This is a genomic window from Blastomonas natatoria, from assembly GCF_003201955.1.
Classification (GTDB): domain Bacteria; phylum Pseudomonadota; class Alphaproteobacteria; order Sphingomonadales; family Sphingomonadaceae; genus Blastomonas; species Blastomonas natatoria.
Map to the genome: position 1 here is coordinate 86756 of NZ_QJJM01000014.1, position 15126 is coordinate 101881.

Below are 15126 nucleotides of genomic sequence, written 5' to 3' on the forward strand. Positions count from 1 at the left end.
AGCCCGCCATTCTCATAAGTTAAAGCCCCTCGCCCCATCCCGGCGCATCCTCGCTCGTCCAACGAGGAGCAACGAACCATGCCTGCAAAATCCAAGGCGCAGCAGAAGGCGGCGGGGGCGGCGCTTGCGGCCAAGCGCGGGGATGCGCCCAAGAAGAGCCTCAAGGGCGCGTCGAAGCAGATGACGGAGTCCATGTCCGAAAAGGAGCTGGAGGACTTGGCCTCGACGAAGCGCAAGACACTGCCCGAGCGCAAGGACTGAGCGGCGCGGGGCTAAACTATGTAGTTTCGCGAGGTGCGGCCAACCGCAGAAATGCGCGCACCGCCTCGCCGCCCCCGGCAGAGGCGCATTTCCCCCAATGGAGGCTCATCATGGCCAGCTATGACAATGACATCTCGCTCCTCAACTCGCTGATCGCGACGACGCTCGACAGTGTCGAGGGCTATCGCGAATCGGCCAAGGATGCCGAGGACCCGCAGCTCAAGTCGAATTTCGGCGAACGCGCCACCGAACGCACGCAGGTCGTCGCGATGCTGCGCGACCAGGTGCGCACGCTGGGCGGCACGCCCGAGGATGACGGCACCGTGCTGGGCAGCGCGCACCGCATGTTCGTGAACTTGAAATCGATGATCGTTTCGCGCGACGACAAGGCGGTGCTGGAGGAAGTCCAGCGCGGCGAGACATACCTCAAGGAAAAGTTCGAGACCGCGCTCAACGATCGCAACGCCTCGCCCGAGACGCTCCGCGTGATCGAGCAGGCACATCGCCAGATCGCCTCGGGCAGCAGCGCGATGCAGGGCCTGGGATAGATCACCGGCAGCTACTGACGCTGCCGCGCACCGCGAGAGATGGGAAAGAGGGGCCGCAGCGCCCCTCTTTTCTTGTGCGCGCACACGACCGCGATCAGGCCGAAGCCTGATGCGATGTCGCGACGAAATATCGGAAAACTGGAGCGGGCGAAGGGATTCGAACCCTCGACCCCAACCTTGGCAAGAAGACTGACTGACTTTCCCTAAGAGCGCCTGACTTGGATATTCTACTATAAAGCAACGTTATATGGAACGATAAACTTCCCTCAGTGCGATCAAGATGCCTGAAATAGACTTGCACCTGCTGACAATTTGGTGACAAAAGGTCCGACAGAGAGTTTTGTCACCAAACGAGGAGGGGCGATGACTCCGGTTAAGCTAAACAAGCGCAGCGTGGACGGCCTGCTTCCGCCCTCCAAGGGCCAAGCGGTTCTCTGGGATACGGAGGTGCGCGGCTATGGCGTACGAGTCCTTCCTTCGGGCACGAAGACCTTCATCCTCCAGTATCGCAACCCAGAGGGAATTCAGCGCCGGATCAACATTGGCCGATACGGGATACTTACCGTGGATCAGGCGCGCGATCAGGCCAGGCTGTTCCTGGCCTCGGTGATCAAAGGCGAAGATCCGGCCGATGAAACGCGTCGTGCACGAAAGGGCATGACGGTCGCTGAGATGTGCGAATGGTATCTGGCCGAAGCACGGGCCGGCAACATCTTGGGACGACTGAACCGACCAATAAAGGCGTCTTCCCTCGATATGGACGAGAGCCGTATCAAGACGCACATAATCCCACTCCTCGGAAAGCGCGTGGTGGCCCAGCTGAGCGTGGCCGATGTCGAGCAAATGCAGTCAGATGTGAAGAACGGGAAAACCGCCAAGGCACGCAGCGGCGGGCGAGGCGGAAGGGCTACCGGTGGGGCCGGTGTCGCCTCCAGATGCGTTGGCACGATTCAGGCGATCATAGGTCACGCCAAGCATAAGGGGTTGCTAGCCACTCATCCGACCCAAGGTGCAAAGAAACTTGCCAGCAAAAAACGGACCCGGCGGTTGAGCGTCACCGAGATTGAAATGCTCGGCAAAGCCATTGCCTATGCCGAGCAAAATCGCGAAAATCCTGTCGCGCTAGGGGTATTAAAGACGCTGCTGTTGACGGGTTATCGCCGTGAAGAAGCGCAGGCTATGCAGAGGGCTTGGGTCAACGTTACGGGCGGTTTCGTCAGCTTCCCGGACACCAAGGGCGGTGCACAAGTGCGTGCCATTGGCTCCGCCGCACTAAAGGTGATCCAAGGTCAGTCGGAAATTTTGGGCAGTCCCTATGTTTTCCCATCTGATGTGGGGGCTGGGCCATACACCGCGGTGAGTTCCTGCCTGGACCGCGTATGTAAGCTTGCGGGGATTTCAGGCGTCACGCCCCATACCCTGCGGCATACGTTCGGAAGCATTGCCGGCGAACTTGGTTTTTCGGAACTGACGATCCGCGCCATGCTCGGTCATGCGTCACAGAACGTGACCCAAGACTACATTCACATCGACGAGGCGTTGAAACTTGCGGTAGAGCGCACCTCCGATGAAATTGCTCGATTGCTTGCCAAGGGAGCTGCAGCACTAGTTCGGCTCAGCGAGGCAGCGTAAAATGGTCCAGTTCCTCAATGCGGACTTCAGTGGCTGCGAGCTCGAGCGGTCAATTCCGTTCGACGGCCTTCGCATGATGTCCGGAGAACGAGGAGAACACATCGTTTCGGACATCGGACAACGTCTCCTAGCCCTTGAAGGGAGACGTCGCGACCGCCGGAAAGCAGATCATGAGCGGTGGTTGCATTCGCTCAGCGCTCTTCTAGCAAATGTTGCACTCGGGATCTTTAACAGGGTGGACTCAGGCCGTTTTGTTGCGATCTCACTCAACAGAAATGATTATTCTGGCCACTGGATCAGTGTAACCGCCCTGCGAAGCCAGCTCGAGCAGCTCGTCGAACTGGGCCTCATCGAAGGCCAGCGAGGATATCGCGATATCAAGAATGGCGAGGTTCGCCACTCGAGGCGAACGCGCATTCGGGCGACAAAATTGCTTCGCAGCCTTCTAGTGGAGGCCGGCGTCTCCAGAAAAGAAGTTGGCTGGAGCGAGCGGCGAGACATTATCATTCTGCGTGAGCCAGATGTTGCCGATCTGACTGAACCTGATGATGTCAAAGCGAGCAGGTCTGTCCTCACAAAAGTGAGTTCCGAGCTATCACGTGCGGAAATCCTATTGCCTGACGATGCTTGGGAGCGGGTAAACGAGCGTTACAGGTCGGCAGGTGACCCAGAGGCAGATCGCTTGGTTTCTGGCGAAGAGAGCACGACTTTGTACCGGATATTCAAGGGCGGTTGGGACAGGGGTGGACGGCTATACGGGGGATGGTGGATCAACCTGCCGAAAGCGGAACGGTTGTTGCTCACGCTGCACGGCTCTCCCATTGTTGAGCGAGATTTTGCGCGTTTGCACCCGACGCTACTCTACGCTCGCGTCGGAATTGAGCTGAACTTCGATATCTACTCTGTTCCCGGCATTGAAGGGCCATTCGTCCGAGAACTGGGTAAGCGCACATTCAACAGACTGATAAATAGGTCGAACGCTCGACGACCGAATCTCACCCCCACTCCAACGGACCGCGCACAATTGCCACCAGGAGTGAGCTTCCGGGCTTATGTTTCCGCTCTGGTTGAGCGCCTTGCACCGATCGCGCAGTGGTTTGGAACTGGAGAGGGCCTGCGCTTGCAGCGCGAAGACAGTGATCTTGCTCTGGGGATTGTCGACCGCCTTTTGGCCAAGGGCATCGTCGCTCTACCGATCCATGACAGCTTCATTGTGGCCCAGCAAAATGAAGCGAGCCTCATCGAGGCCATGCAATCCGAATTTCGGGCTAGGTATGGCTTCACTCCGGCCATTCGGTAGCGGCGAAGACGTCCCATAACTAAGAGCCGTAATTTATTCCGGCAATGCGGAGGTCTCAACAAATAGGAAGAGCCGAGGCCTTTCTTCCGTCCCGTTGAGGCGATCAACCACGGCGGAAACGCGCTGCTGTTTTGCCCATGTCCCGTAGGCGGCAGCCTGCAAACGGTTGATATTACCGATTTTTGCTCCCTCAAATTGGCATGCGACGGCATTAGGGTCGAACGCATTGTCGGGTTCGGGGCAGATGTCGATCCTAGCCCCTATCGGCGGGGCAATAAAACCGGGCTTGCGTGCATAGTATCGGTAGCCAGCGACCTCACAGATGAGCTCTCTCGCTTCAATGCCCACTGACAATGGGTCAACCAGCGAGAAGCCATCACTTGGTAACTGCGCTTCAGAAAGCCCGAGCAGTGCAAAATCCGTCACGCTAGCGTCGGGCGCAATTCTGAGGTGTGCGATATAGCTTGCAAAATCAGAGCGAGATCTAGGCGGAAGTCGCCGCATAAACGCTTCGATTACGCCCGCATCATGCTCAGCCTTCTCTGTCGAAAAGCCAGGATAGCCAGCATAACCATAGCTCTTCAACTGATCGTAGGTTTTGCCCGGGTTCAATTCAGCAAACTGTTCGCTATCACCAAAATATCTCAGGCACGCCGTTTGGTCTCCGCGCGGGTTCAACTCGCCCACGGCGAAGCGCGTCCGATCATTGAATTCATCAGGGGCCTGCCACGCAAGGATCAGCCGCGGTGGTTCAACGATGTGACGGATAAGTGCGCGGCTCATTGCTCCAAAACCTCTCGGAGCAAACGTTGGCGCGTCGTGATCTGATCGACAACAAATCGAGCGCGGGCAGCTGAGAATCGCAATGGCGTATCAAAGCCTTGCGCCCACTCCACAATTTCTTCGATTGCAGCTCGTCCAACTCCCAACATGGCCATCCCCATAGGGACGTACTGTGGAAAAGTCGTGAAGAATCGCCGACAGAGCTCAATGTTGAGCATCGGGCCGTCCTCCTTGTGGGACCATCCGCAGTCATGCTTTCCCTTCCGGACAAATTGCTCGATCTGCTCAAGGGTCCATGCAGGGTCGAGCCGTTCCTCCAGAATGTTGTATCCAAGGCTCGTGCCGTTGTCGTAGAGCGGCGCCAACGTCACCGACTGAGCGTCGCCCTTACGTTCAAAGATAAACCCCCAGTTTTCCGAGTGCCGATCGACGTTACCGAGCAAACTGTCGAACAGCACCGCTTTGGCCCACCATTCATAATATTCAGGGGCTTTGAGAGCCCGGCACAACGCGAGATTTTCACGAACGGCGTGAGGCCGTCCCTTTCTGCCTTCGATGAAATGATCTTGCATGTAGTCGGCGGCGTGTACCAACCGGGCGGTGGGCCTTGGATAACGATAAAAAAGTTCGATCAAGACCCCTGCCTCGCCCGTATTTGAGTCGATTGCAGCAAAAGCTGGTGGAACCGGGACCCCAAAGTGGAATGACAACTCGTAGGCCAGGATTTCTGACCACATCTGTTGAGCTTGCCAATCATGCGCGGCCTTAAATAGATATCCCTGCCCAGACCTCAGGAACAGACTGGTTTCATCTGGTTTGCTTATCAGCAGTCGCTTTGGCTTGGAGCCCGTTGGATAGATCGGGAAGTCTTCATCCAACGCCCAGTCGGCAACATCAATAACCATGCTACATGGTTGCCGAGGATAAGGGCGCGGTGTTGTCATGATGGCTGCAATACGGCCTAAAGGTCGCCGATACCAGCGGTGGCGACCGGCATCGACTATCCAAGGCCGGAGTCAAGTTGGTAGCGCCCGTTTCGGCGTGCACCAGTGAAGCGGATCAGGCCCAGCGCGCAAAGCCCTGCGACATCCCTCCGAGCGGTTTTCGGACTTACTTTCCAGTAGGCCGAGATATCCGCTGCACGGCATTGATGACCAGTCCCGACTCGGCTGAGAAACCAGCGCTGCCGCTCGTTCAGCGCATCGGTTATTGGGTCATTTATAGGGTCAGTTTTAGGGTCATTTATACGGTCACTCTGGCGACGATCCTGCCGTGGCGGCTGCGTATCGGACGTTTTTGATGATAGGCGAGCGGCTTGTTGGCCTGCTCCATGTCGATCTTGAACTGCCCCTTGCGAGCTTTCGATGAGCCCGATCACAAATGCCCTGATGACGGGGGAGCTGGTCACAAGGCGTAGAAAGAAGACAGTATCGGGCCCGTGTTGAGCGGCCAGCCAATGCTTAACGGTCCTCTCACTCGCGTCAGTCAGCCTCATCACTTGTTTGACTGCGCGATGCGTTCCGCCGTGTTCACGCTTCAACAGCTCGGCGATGGTTTCGGCATAGGCCTCCCTTCCCGCCATTGCTCCTTTCCACTTCGGCAACTTCCTGCCCTTTTTCGGCAACATCTCCCGCTCCTTTCCCACATATACTGGTGAAAATGCGGGGATGCCGGAGAAGTCCGTGGTTCGCGCTGCAGCGGTTGGTCGCCCTGGCCACGGCAGCATGGTCATCGAAAGGGCGGAAGTTGCAGGACTGGGACTACGAAGACAGCGATGGCAGGGAACAGGCGCCGCGGCTCGTGCGCGCGGCCGAATATGTTCGCATGTCGACTGACCATCAGAAATACTCGACCGAGAACCAGGCCGATGCGATCCGGCACTACGCCGCCGCACGCGGGATCGAGATCGTGCGGACCTATGCCGATGCAGGCAAAAGCGGGCTGAAGATCGAAGGCCGCGACGCTCTCAAGCAGTTGATCGACGACGTCCAAAACGGTGCCGCCGATTACACCACGGTTCTGGTCTATGACATCAGCCGCTGGGGCCGGTTCCAGGACGCCGACGAAAGCGCCTACTACGAGTACATCTGCAAGCGCGCCGGGATCGCGGTTCAGTATTGCGCGGAGCAATTTGAGAATGACGGAAGCCCGGTCTCGACCATTGTGAAGGGCGTCAAGCGTGCGATGGCCGGGGAGTACAGCCGGGAGTTGTCGACCAAAGTCTTCGCTGGCCAAGGGCGCCTGATCGAGAAGGGCTACCGCCAAGGCGGACCTGCCGGGTTCGGGCTTCGCCGGACCCTGATCGACGAAACCGGTACGACCAAGGGTGTGCTGACGCGGGGCGAGCACAAGAGTATCCAAACCGACCGCGTGATTTTGACGCCAGGCCCGGTTGAGGAAATCGCCATCGTCCGTAACGTCTATGCAGCCTTCGTCCACGACGGGCTGAGCGAGCGCGAAATCGCCGATGACCTCAACAGCCGGGGTATTGTCACCGATCTGGGGCGGCCGTGGACGCGCGGCACGGTTCATCAGCTCCTCATCAACGGCAAGTATGTCGGCGACAATGTGTGGAACCGGCAGTCGTTCAAGCTGAAGAAGAAGCGGGTCCGCAACGACCCTGAGATGTGGATCCGCAGCCCCGGTGCGTTCGAAGCCATCGTCGAGCGGGACCTGTTCGATGCGGCGCAGGCGCTCATCGGCGCACGGTCCTTCAGGCTGTCCGATGCCGAAATGATCGACGCACTGCGCACGGTCTACGAAAGCAAGGGCCTGCTCTCGGGGATCATCATCGACGAATGTGAGGGCCTGCCCTCCAGCAGCGCCTATTCGTCGCGGTTTGGCAGTTTGCTGCGGGCCTACAGCCTCGTCGGCTATTCGCCGGATCGCGACTACCGTTACCTCGCGGTCAATCGTGCGCTGCGCCGACTGCACCCAGATATTCTTCGCGAGGTCCTCGAAGGCCTGAAAGCGCAGGGCAGTGAAGCATGGCAGGATCTGGAGACTGACCGGGTCATCGTGAACTATGAGTTCAGCCTGTCCGTCGTCATCGTTCGTTGCACGCCCACGCCGACGGGCCTGCTGCGCTGGAAGATCCGCTTCGACACCTCCAAGATGCCCGACATCACCCTGGTGGTACGCATGGACGCCAGCAACCGGCAGCCCTTCGACTACTATCTCTTCCCGAGGCTCGATGTTGCGGCCGAACGTGTTCGGCTAGCCGAGGACAACGACCTGCTGCTCGATGCATACCGCTTCGACGATCTCAGATTCTTCTATGAAATCGTTGCGCCGATCAAGATTGCGGAGGCCGCCTAATGACTGTCACCCATCCTTCGACAATCGAAATGATCCCGATTTCCCGGATTACAGTTCTCAATCCTCGGACCAGAAACAAGCGTCAGCACCGGGAGATTGTGAACAACATTGAGGCGATTGGGCTCAAGCGGCCCATCACGGTTAGCCGAAGAGAAGGGCCTGGCGGGCCGCGCTATGATCTGGTTTGCGGCGAAGGGCGGCTTGAGGCCTTCCAGATGCTGGGCCAGACCGAGATACCGGCGGTTGTGATCGAAGCCAGCGAGAGCGAATGCCTCGTCATGAGCCTGGTGGAGAACATAGCCCGCCGGGTCCAGCGGCCAATTGACGTCATGAGCGAGATCGGTGCGCTGCGGAAGCGGGGATACAGTGAAGCTGAAATTTCACGCAAAATTGGGGTCGCAAGTTCTTGGGTCAGTATGATTGTCTCCTTGCTGGAGCGCGGCGAAGAAAGGCTGCTTTCGGCGGTCGAGACGGGGCTAATTCCGATCAGCCTTGCGATGGAGATTTCGCGCGCCGAAAGCGAAGAAGCGCAGGACTTGCTGCTCGATGCCTACGAAACTGGCAAGCTGCGAGGGAAGAAGCTGGCCTCCGTTCGCCGACTGCTTGATCTTCGCATGCGCAGCCGCAGCAAATCCATGACATCGGGAAAGCTTGGACGGAAAGGTAGCAACCGCAAACTAACAGCCAGCGACCTGATGCAGGTCTATCAGCGCGAGGCGGAAAAGCAGCGTCTGCTCGTGAAGAAATCTGATTTCACGCAGACTCGTCTGCTCTTCATTGTCGAGGCGATCAAGGATTTGCTCGCCGACGATGGTTTTCTGACCCTGCTCAGGGCGGAGGGGCTCGAAACGATGCCCCGGGCGCTCGCCATGCGGATCGCGGGAGAAGTCGATGACTGATTGGCCACCATCAGACCGGCCGCCGTCGGATCCGGACTCCGACAACCGTGTACGACTGGGCTTCGAGCGGCAGTCTGTGACACTGCGCATCGATCAGATCGTGCCCTTGAAGACATTGCGGGAGGGCGTGCGGGAGAGCCGCAAATACGCCCAGATCGTGAGCTCGGTAAAAGCTATCGGGTTGGTGGAAGCGCCTGCCGTCGCCCCAAACCCAAAGAATGCCGAGCAGTACTTTCTGCTTGATGGTCATCTGCGCATCGAGGTGCTGAAGCAGCTCGGCGTAGATACGGTAGAGTGCCTCGTCGCCAATGATGACGAGACCTACACCTACAACAAGCGCGTCAATCGCCTACCCCCGGTGCAGGAGCACCGCATGATCGTCAGAGCTGTCGAGCGCGGCGTCACTGAGGCTGTGATCGCCGACGCGCTCGGCCTGGAGGTGGGATCGATCCGCGCGCGTTTCCGCCTGCTCGACGGTATCTGCGACGAGACGGCGGATATGCTCAAGGACACCAATTGTTCGATGAGGGTGTTCGACATGCTGCGCCGCATGTCGCCGATGCGCCAGATCGAGGCTGCGGACCTGATGATTGGGCAGAACAATTATTCGCTGATCTTCGCGCGTGCGCTCCTCGCGGCCACGCCTGAGGATCAGCTCGCAGCGCCAGCGAAGAAGGCGAGGAAGAACGATCTCGCAGGTCCGACGAGCCAGCAGATCTCCCGGATGGAACGGGAGCTTGCCACTCTCCAGACGCAGGTGAAGTCGGTAGAAGACAGCTACGGCATCGACAATCTCCACCTCACCTTCGCGCGCGGCTACGTCGCGAAGCTGCTTGGCAACGCGCGGATCGTTCGCTGGCTGTCGAACCATAGGCAGGAATATCTGTCTGAGTTTCAGCGGATCGCGGAGATCGAAACGATAGGAACGGTCGCGGCACCCGCGCCAGAGTAATGATGACGGGGACCCGGACCCATTAAGCGCGGGGACCATGGGAGACGCCGCACGTTGGGGCGGATCGAGCATGGTGGTGGGAATGGCGGCGAACCCGCAAGGAGCCCACCAGGTCGGCCGCCATATGGACCGACCGCATGCGTGCTTTTCGCGCATGGTGGATACGGGCGTGTGCTGAAATGCCGGATTTGGCGCACGCCCGTCACATTATTCGGCCTGGCACTCAATAAATGTCGGCTGCAGAAATGGCCCCGCCCAGAGGCGGGGCCAATACGAGGGCCTTAGCTCGGCGGGTTCCAGATGATGACCTTCTTCGAAGGATCATCGCCTGGCGCGTTGGCGATGTTGCCATAGATCGTGCCGAATTCGGGAGCCGAGAGCGAGACCGAGACATATTCAGCGCCGGTGTTCTGCGAGAAGCGCTTCCAGCCAGCGCCGAGTTCGAAGCCGTTCTTGCGGCTGACGATGCGATAGTCGGGTTCGCTGTCCTTGGCCTTGCGATTGTTGGGAATGATCGCGATCGGCGCGGACACAGTCAGGGTAGCCAAGGTGCCTTCGAAGCTGTCGTCGGACTTCACGGTGAGGTTTGCGATGGTAGCCATGTCGGTTCTCCTTAAAGGTCGGGGACCATCCCCGATGGCGCCAAAAGGAGGGGCCGGGAGCCGCCGTCACCGCAGCGCCAGCGGAGGGCGAACCCCGCACGGGGTTGACGGCAAAAGGCGATCCGAGGCCCGCAAACAGGCGGCAACGAGGGGTGGTTCTCGAGCGGCAGGATGCGACAGAATTCAGATCATCCGCAGGGAATGGACCGTTCTAATCTTCACGGCATCTCTGCCCAGCCAATTCGAGCAACGCGAGATCTGAAATGGCTTGGAAGGACAGTCGCTCCGAACCATTAAAAGCATATTCCGAAAGCTGGCCAGCAGTCAGCTTTATCCCTCACATTGGTCAATGCAGTTGGCCTGCTGTGCTCAGAATGCCAACAAGTTCTCTGATCGGCTTGAAAGAGCCGGTGTGGAACAAAGCTGCTGTGCACCGGCCTGCGGGCAGATTGCAGACTCAGCCGAAAGCGGGCCTCAGTCGATGGAACTTAGTATGTAGAGGATGCTCGAAACCCCCGGGAGCAAGTCCGGTGCGAGAGGTTTCTGGAGCAGCCTTTCGTTCAAGCTGGGTAGCAAAGGCCCGCGTTGAGCCCTCGAAAAGGATTCATTACGAGAAGCAATGTCGGCTCGCCTGCCATGCGCGATCTTCACAGCATGACGCACGATTGATGATAACGGATATTGCATAACGCGAAAATTTGTATATCATTTCCTTCATAACGAAGGATTCACGACAATGACCAATGTCCGCCATACGCTCCTTGATGCTTTGCCGAAGAATCTCCTCCTCGATTTAGAAGATAGATTGCGCGCGGCTGCACTGCGCGCTTTCGATGTCGTTCAAAAGGAATTGCCACTCAATTCAAAGCGCAGTCGTGAAGCCGAAGGGCAAATTCGCTTCCGCCTTCAGGAGCAGGCCTTTGAAGAGGTTGTGCGCGAGCATGGCGGAGATTTGCTTGTCGACGGCGTGATGGTAGGAACCGAGCTGAAGGTGTTCCAGCCTTTCGCGCGTTTTGCGGGTTCGGACGTTGGCGTTGTTCTGGGCTTCGCTGCCATGCCGGAGCCTCGCAAAATCCCTGTGAAGAACCAGTCCCGTGCAGCCGGTGTAACATTGAACGTCAGTCTGCAACCTAGCCTGCTGGACGATGGCAAAAGCCCCCGGCCAACTGACATTTTCGCGCTGTTCCTGACAGCGCGCGATCGTGAGCGCGCTGGAAGGATCGAAGAAATCGCCATTGGTGTGATCGGGTCCGATTATAAAGAATTCATCTTCTATGAATCGCTCGAGGCTTTGCTCGGTGGCTATGCCGAGACGCCTGCCGCGCCGGACGATGGCAGCAAGGGCGGCGCCGCCGTGAAACTGCGTGCGACCCGCAAACCGTTCGTGCCTCCCGAAACGCGTCCCGACACCGAGGTTGGCAACGGCACTGCGGATTAAAACCGCGTAGAAAGTTCATTACACTGTGTGTGCTCCGCGCCTACCTGGCGCGGAGCTGAAGGGACTCGTACATATGCGCATTGGCACTCCAGGATTCGTCCCTGCGCGACTTACCGAAGCGCGTGAGGCGCGGCGGATCGCGACCAAATCGGCGCTGGCTCGGCGGATCGGCGTCAGCCCTACATCTGTGTCGCGATGGGAAGATGAATCGTCGGATCAGACGCCCGACTATCCCACGCTAGTTCGTCTTGCGGGCGAGCTGCAGGTTCGCCCCGAATTCTTCCTCCGCCCAACTTTCCACAGTGATCGCCCGACTTTCTTGCGCTCACTTGCGAGCACGCTGCAGCGTGATCTGAATTTCCAAAAGGCACAGATGCATTGGCTTCAGGAGGCGAGCTATGTGGTGGGCCATTATGTTGATTTGCCTGATGTAGATATTCCCGATGTTCTGGAAGGGGCGAGCTACACTCAACTTCGCGATGACGACATCGAGGCGATCGCTTTGCGCTTACGCAATCATTGGAACATGGGCGAAGGGCCATGTGGCGACGTCGTTTCACTAATGGAGCGTATTGGCATCGTGGTAGCCGCGATCCCCATGAATACAACAAAACTGGACGGTCTTTGCAGCTGGTCGCCGGTTGATGGGCGTCCGCATGTGCTGCTCGCGACAGACAAAATGTCGTTTCCCCGCCGCCAGATGGATGCTGCTCATGAGTTGGCTCATGCAGTTCTGCATCAGGCGGTCCCAGAAGAAGAGTTCCAAGACAATCTTCGCATGATTGAGCAGCAGGCTTTTCGCCTTGCCAGCGCATTTCTCATGCCCTCGTCTACCTACCCCCATGAAGTTCGGCATGCGTCGCTCGCCATGCTGACGAGCCTGAAGGAACGGTGGCGGGTTTCAATCAAGGCGCAGATCAAGCGGCTTGCCGATTTGGATGTGATCCCGGAGGACCATGCACGCCAACTCTATAAGCTGTGCTCGGCGAAAGGTTGGTCGACAGGCGAGCCGCTTGATCAGCATTGGCCGGTACCGGCACCAAAGGCTCTGCACGATAGTCTCAATCTAATCGTCGATAATGCTGTACGTGGTAAGGCGGATCTGATGTCGACCGAGTTCATTATTTCGGAATCTGACGTTGAGCTGCTTTGCGGCTTACCTCGTGGCTGGTTCGAACGCGATGGTGCCGAAGTGGTCTCACTGAAGGTGCGAGAAGACATGATACCATCCAGGATGGACGGGGCGGCTGAGATCATTCCCTTTCCAGATCGACGTCCGCCTCGCTGAGAGGAATAGAGGTGAGCTAGACGAAGTCGGCATTGGGGGTGATCGTGGAAGTCTATTGTTCAGGCGTGGCTCGCATCCGGCACAATGTGACTGGACAGCTTTACGAAATCGAGAGCGACGAACTCGACTGGCATGCCGTTGGTGGCGACGAACGCCAGATGGGGCCGGAAATGCATTATGAAGCCGTACTGGAGCATCCCGAACTCGGGGAACTGACGTGGGGCCTTTGGGAATATCCGATCGGCATCGAAAATTACAGCAGCACCGACGTTGGAGGCCATGAGATCGTCAAGGATCTAGATTACGGCCTCAAGCACGAGCGGCCGGATCCGGAGGAGTGGCTGGACTATGATGTCCCGGCGAACCCGTTCACGATCTTCATGGAATCCTATCATCACACCGGCGACCTACTGGCTGAAATTGGCAAGGACGACGGACGCGATCTAGTCAACCGCCTAATTTTTTCGCATCAGGTGACGGCGCTAGAAGCTTATTTGGGTGACACCCTGCTGAACGTCGTGGCATCAGATGAGAACGCTATGCAGCGCCTTATTGTCGGCGACGATGAACTATCCAAGCAGAAATTCACGCTTGCGGTAATTCGCGAAGAGCCCGAATTGGTCGAGCGCAAGGTCCGCGAGCATCTTCGAACGGTCCTTTATCACAACCTGGCAAAGGTTGACGCCCTTTACAGCATCGCCTTGGGCATTCGAATATTGAGCCTGACTGACAAGAAGGACGAGCTTTTCCGTTCAGTCATGCTGAGACACGACTGCGTCCATCGCAATGGCTTCGGCAAGGACGGGCTTGAGCTTTCGACCTTCACGCGGGAGTTTGTGCGCGAGACTGCCGAGATGATCAAGAGTCTGGTCGAAAACATTGACCGTGCCATCCGCGAGAGGCCGAAAGGGTGATTCACTGTCTAGCTGTGGCCGAGCTGGAAGCCAATCTGGCACCATATCAGCGCAAGATTTTACACCCGGCTAACAATTTGCGGGAGCACAGGTGAACGATACGCCTTCGCCATCAGCGATCGTGAGCCCGTTCGATAACGGGCCGATGGACCCTGATCAATTGGCCAGGATAGAAGGCGTCCATCGTGGCTTTCTGTATCAGCACGTCTACGCGGTTGCGTTGCTTCTTGAGCTCGGACGCGAACCCGGCGCCGTTCTCGCAGTTGAATTGGACGAAGATATCGAGCTCGCCGTTGGTGAAGCGCATTGGTATATCCAAGTGAAAACCCGTATGGCCGCCGTCGTGCCGAGCGACTTGGAAAGCGCGCTGGGTCGCTTCGAGAGAATCCGGGGAGAGCATGCTTCCGGCGCGCGCGCGCGGCAGCCGAAGTTTGCGATCGTTGCCAACAGCGAGCCGGGCCCCAAGCTACAGAAGCAGCTTGAAAGCGTCGACTGGCCAAGCGACGTGCATCTCGTCACGCCGCTGCGTGGCGCCTGCGACGAGCTGCCGGCTGCCGGAACAGATGTCGATGCGATGATGAATATCGCAACGGCCATAGCTGACACCATCCCGTTCGGGGGACTCGCGCCACGCACGCTCGTGTTCAAGCTTGCGACCCTAGTCCAGCAGGCTTCAGCTGGTGGGCGCGATCATCAGTTCGCAGCTGCTGATCTACCGGAATTGCTTGAGCAGCTCGTGATCCAGCTCCAGGATTTCCCCGAACCGCCCGTTCCCTACCGCCCACAACGCGGAGAGCCTGCAATCAGTTCGGATAGGCGCGTTCGTCTGGTCGTGGGTTTTTCCGGCGCGGGCAAGACGGCGTGGGCGGCCGAGGCGGCGCGACATGCTACCGAAGCCCTGATCTATTTCGATGTGAGCGATCTGCCGTCTCGATCTGTACCGACCAACCTCGCGAGGGAGATCGTCGCACGGTTTCTTGGCGGCCGCGAAAAAGGCATTGGCGGTGTGCAATTGCCACCGAGGGGCGGCATCGACGCCTTGCGATATGCTGACAGCCTGTTGGCTGAGCAGGGCATCCGCGCGATCATCGTGCTTTGTCCGCCGTCAGCGCCAATGGCACAGATTTGAGGTTGTGATTTAAGGAGGGTTGGGGCTTCGTCGTAGTGACGAAGGAACGAAGATGAAGCCCC

General features: G+C 58.1%; 15 protein-coding genes. 11 read left to right on the forward strand and 4 right to left on the reverse strand.

What is annotated here, in order from left to right; genetic code table 11:
- The first annotated feature begins 78 nt into the window (after positions 1 to 78).
- The 4 genes from C7451_RS16050 to C7451_RS16065 all read left to right on the forward strand — a co-directional run bounded on the left by C7451_RS16050 (position 79) and on the right by C7451_RS16065 (position 3741).
- Positions 79 to 261 carry a DUF3008 family protein gene (locus C7451_RS16050; RefSeq protein WP_110299971.1) on the forward strand — a complete coding sequence of 61 codons (183 nt, stop codon included), beginning with the start codon at positions 79 to 81 and terminating at the stop codon, positions 259 to 261.
- A gap of 110 nt (positions 262 to 371) precedes the next feature.
- A complete protein-coding gene (locus C7451_RS16055; RefSeq protein ID WP_110299972.1) occupies positions 372 to 809 on the forward strand; it encodes a ferritin-like domain-containing protein in 438 nt (145 codons plus the stop codon).
- 363 nt (positions 810 to 1172) lie between these two features.
- Entirely contained in the window at positions 1173 to 2441 is a 1269-nt protein-coding gene (locus C7451_RS16060) for a tyrosine-type recombinase/integrase (RefSeq protein ID WP_110299973.1), read from the forward strand.
- A 1-nt stretch (position 2442) separates the two neighbouring features.
- On the forward strand, positions 2443 to 3741 hold the full coding sequence (locus tag C7451_RS16065) for a hypothetical protein (RefSeq protein ID WP_110299974.1): 1299 nt from the start codon (positions 2443 to 2445) through the stop codon (positions 3739 to 3741).
- 33 nt (positions 3742 to 3774) lie between these two features.
- Here C7451_RS16065 and C7451_RS16070 read toward each other — a convergent pair whose 3' ends face one another.
- The 3 genes from C7451_RS16070 to C7451_RS16080 all read right to left on the reverse strand — a co-directional run bounded on the left by C7451_RS16070 (position 3775) and on the right by C7451_RS16080 (position 6151).
- Positions 3775 to 4524 (reverse strand): hypothetical protein, encoded by a 750-nt coding sequence (locus tag C7451_RS16070; protein WP_110299975.1) that lies wholly within the window; start codon positions 4522 to 4524, stop codon positions 3775 to 3777.
- Positions 4521 to 5429: a HipA domain-containing protein gene (locus C7451_RS16075; RefSeq protein WP_167398578.1), complete on the reverse strand. Its 909-nt coding sequence runs from the start codon at positions 5427 to 5429 to the stop codon at positions 4521 to 4523. Before C7451_RS16075 ends, C7451_RS16070 begins: the two co-directional genes overlap by 4 nt.
- Before the next feature lie 95 nt (positions 5430 to 5524).
- Positions 5525 to 6151 carry a Fic family protein gene (locus C7451_RS16080; RefSeq protein ID WP_110299977.1) on the reverse strand — a complete coding sequence of 209 codons (627 nt, stop codon included), beginning with the start codon at positions 6149 to 6151 and terminating at the stop codon, positions 5525 to 5527.
- A gap of 119 nt (positions 6152 to 6270) precedes the next feature.
- On the opposite strand from C7451_RS16080, the gene C7451_RS16085 reads away from it, so the two are divergent.
- The 3 genes from C7451_RS16085 to C7451_RS16095 are packed head-to-tail and all read left to right on the forward strand — an operon-like array spanning position 6271 to position 9693.
- Positions 6271 to 7842 carry a recombinase family protein gene (locus tag C7451_RS16085; protein ID WP_279629504.1) on the forward strand — a complete coding sequence of 524 codons (1572 nt, stop codon included), beginning with the start codon at positions 6271 to 6273 and terminating at the stop codon, positions 7840 to 7842.
- Positions 7842 to 8741 (forward strand): plasmid partitioning protein RepB C-terminal domain-containing protein, encoded by a 900-nt coding sequence (locus tag C7451_RS16090; RefSeq protein WP_110299979.1) that lies wholly within the window; start codon positions 7842 to 7844, stop codon positions 8739 to 8741. Before C7451_RS16085 ends, C7451_RS16090 begins: the two co-directional genes overlap by 1 nt.
- Positions 8734 to 9693: a plasmid partitioning protein RepB C-terminal domain-containing protein gene (locus C7451_RS16095; RefSeq protein WP_110299980.1), complete on the forward strand. Its 960-nt coding sequence runs from the start codon at positions 8734 to 8736 to the stop codon at positions 9691 to 9693. Before C7451_RS16090 ends, C7451_RS16095 begins: the two co-directional genes overlap by 8 nt.
- A 281-nt stretch (positions 9694 to 9974) precedes the next feature.
- Here the strand turns inward: C7451_RS16095 and C7451_RS16100 are convergent, their stop codons facing one another.
- The gene (locus C7451_RS16100) at positions 9975 to 10295 is read right to left on the reverse strand and encodes a DUF736 domain-containing protein (RefSeq protein ID WP_110299981.1); all 321 of its coding nucleotides are present in this window, start codon (positions 10293 to 10295) and stop codon (positions 9975 to 9977) included.
- 736 nt (positions 10296 to 11031) lie between these two features.
- On the opposite strand from C7451_RS16100, the gene C7451_RS16105 reads away from it, so the two are divergent.
- The 4 genes from C7451_RS16105 (at position 11032) to C7451_RS20025 (ending at position 15064) form a co-directional block, all read left to right on the forward strand.
- A complete protein-coding gene (locus C7451_RS16105; protein ID WP_110299982.1) occupies positions 11032 to 11733 on the forward strand; it encodes a hypothetical protein in 702 nt (233 codons plus the stop codon).
- Between the two features lie 73 nt (positions 11734 to 11806).
- Entirely contained in the window at positions 11807 to 13021 is a 1215-nt protein-coding gene (locus tag C7451_RS16110; RefSeq protein WP_110299983.1) for a helix-turn-helix domain-containing protein, read from the forward strand.
- Between the two features lie 38 nt (positions 13022 to 13059).
- A complete protein-coding gene (locus C7451_RS16115) occupies positions 13060 to 13935 on the forward strand; it encodes a hypothetical protein (protein WP_208625238.1) in 876 nt (291 codons plus the stop codon).
- A gap of 91 nt (positions 13936 to 14026) precedes the next feature.
- A complete protein-coding gene (locus C7451_RS20025) occupies positions 14027 to 15064 on the forward strand; it encodes a hypothetical protein (protein ID WP_167398579.1) in 1038 nt (345 codons plus the stop codon).
- The last annotated feature ends 62 nt before the right edge of the window (positions 15065 to 15126 follow it).

Excerpts from the sequence above, each read along its gene's own strand:
- C7451_RS16080 (WP_110299977.1), bottom strand. The coding sequence starts at position 6,151 with ATGTTGCCGAAAAAGGGCAGGAAGTTGCCGAAGTGGAAAGGAGCAATG.
- C7451_RS16055 (WP_110299972.1), top strand. The coding sequence starts at position 372 with ATGGCCAGCTATGACAATGACATCTCGCTCCTCAACTCGCTGATCGCG.
- C7451_RS16070 (WP_110299975.1), bottom strand. The coding sequence starts at position 4,524 with ATGAGCCGCGCACTTATCCGTCACATCGTTGAACCACCGCGGCTGATC.
- C7451_RS16105 (WP_110299982.1), top strand. The coding sequence starts at position 11,032 with ATGACCAATGTCCGCCATACGCTCCTTGATGCTTTGCCGAAGAATCTC.
- C7451_RS16100 (WP_110299981.1), bottom strand. The coding sequence starts at position 10,295 with ATGGCTACCATCGCAAACCTCACCGTGAAGTCCGACGACAGCTTCGAA.
- C7451_RS16075 (WP_167398578.1), bottom strand. The coding sequence starts at position 5,429 with ATGGTTATTGATGTTGCCGACTGGGCGTTGGATGAAGACTTCCCGATC.
- C7451_RS16050 (WP_110299971.1), top strand. The coding sequence starts at position 79 with ATGCCTGCAAAATCCAAGGCGCAGCAGAAGGCGGCGGGGGCGGCGCTT.
- C7451_RS16060 (WP_110299973.1), top strand. The coding sequence starts at position 1,173 with ATGACTCCGGTTAAGCTAAACAAGCGCAGCGTGGACGGCCTGCTTCCG.
- C7451_RS16095 (WP_110299980.1), top strand. The coding sequence starts at position 8,734 with ATGACTGATTGGCCACCATCAGACCGGCCGCCGTCGGATCCGGACTCC.
- C7451_RS16110 (WP_110299983.1), top strand. The coding sequence starts at position 11,807 with ATGCGCATTGGCACTCCAGGATTCGTCCCTGCGCGACTTACCGAAGCG.
- C7451_RS16065 (WP_110299974.1), top strand. The coding sequence starts at position 2,443 with ATGGTCCAGTTCCTCAATGCGGACTTCAGTGGCTGCGAGCTCGAGCGG.
- C7451_RS16090 (WP_110299979.1), top strand. The coding sequence starts at position 7,842 with ATGACTGTCACCCATCCTTCGACAATCGAAATGATCCCGATTTCCCGG.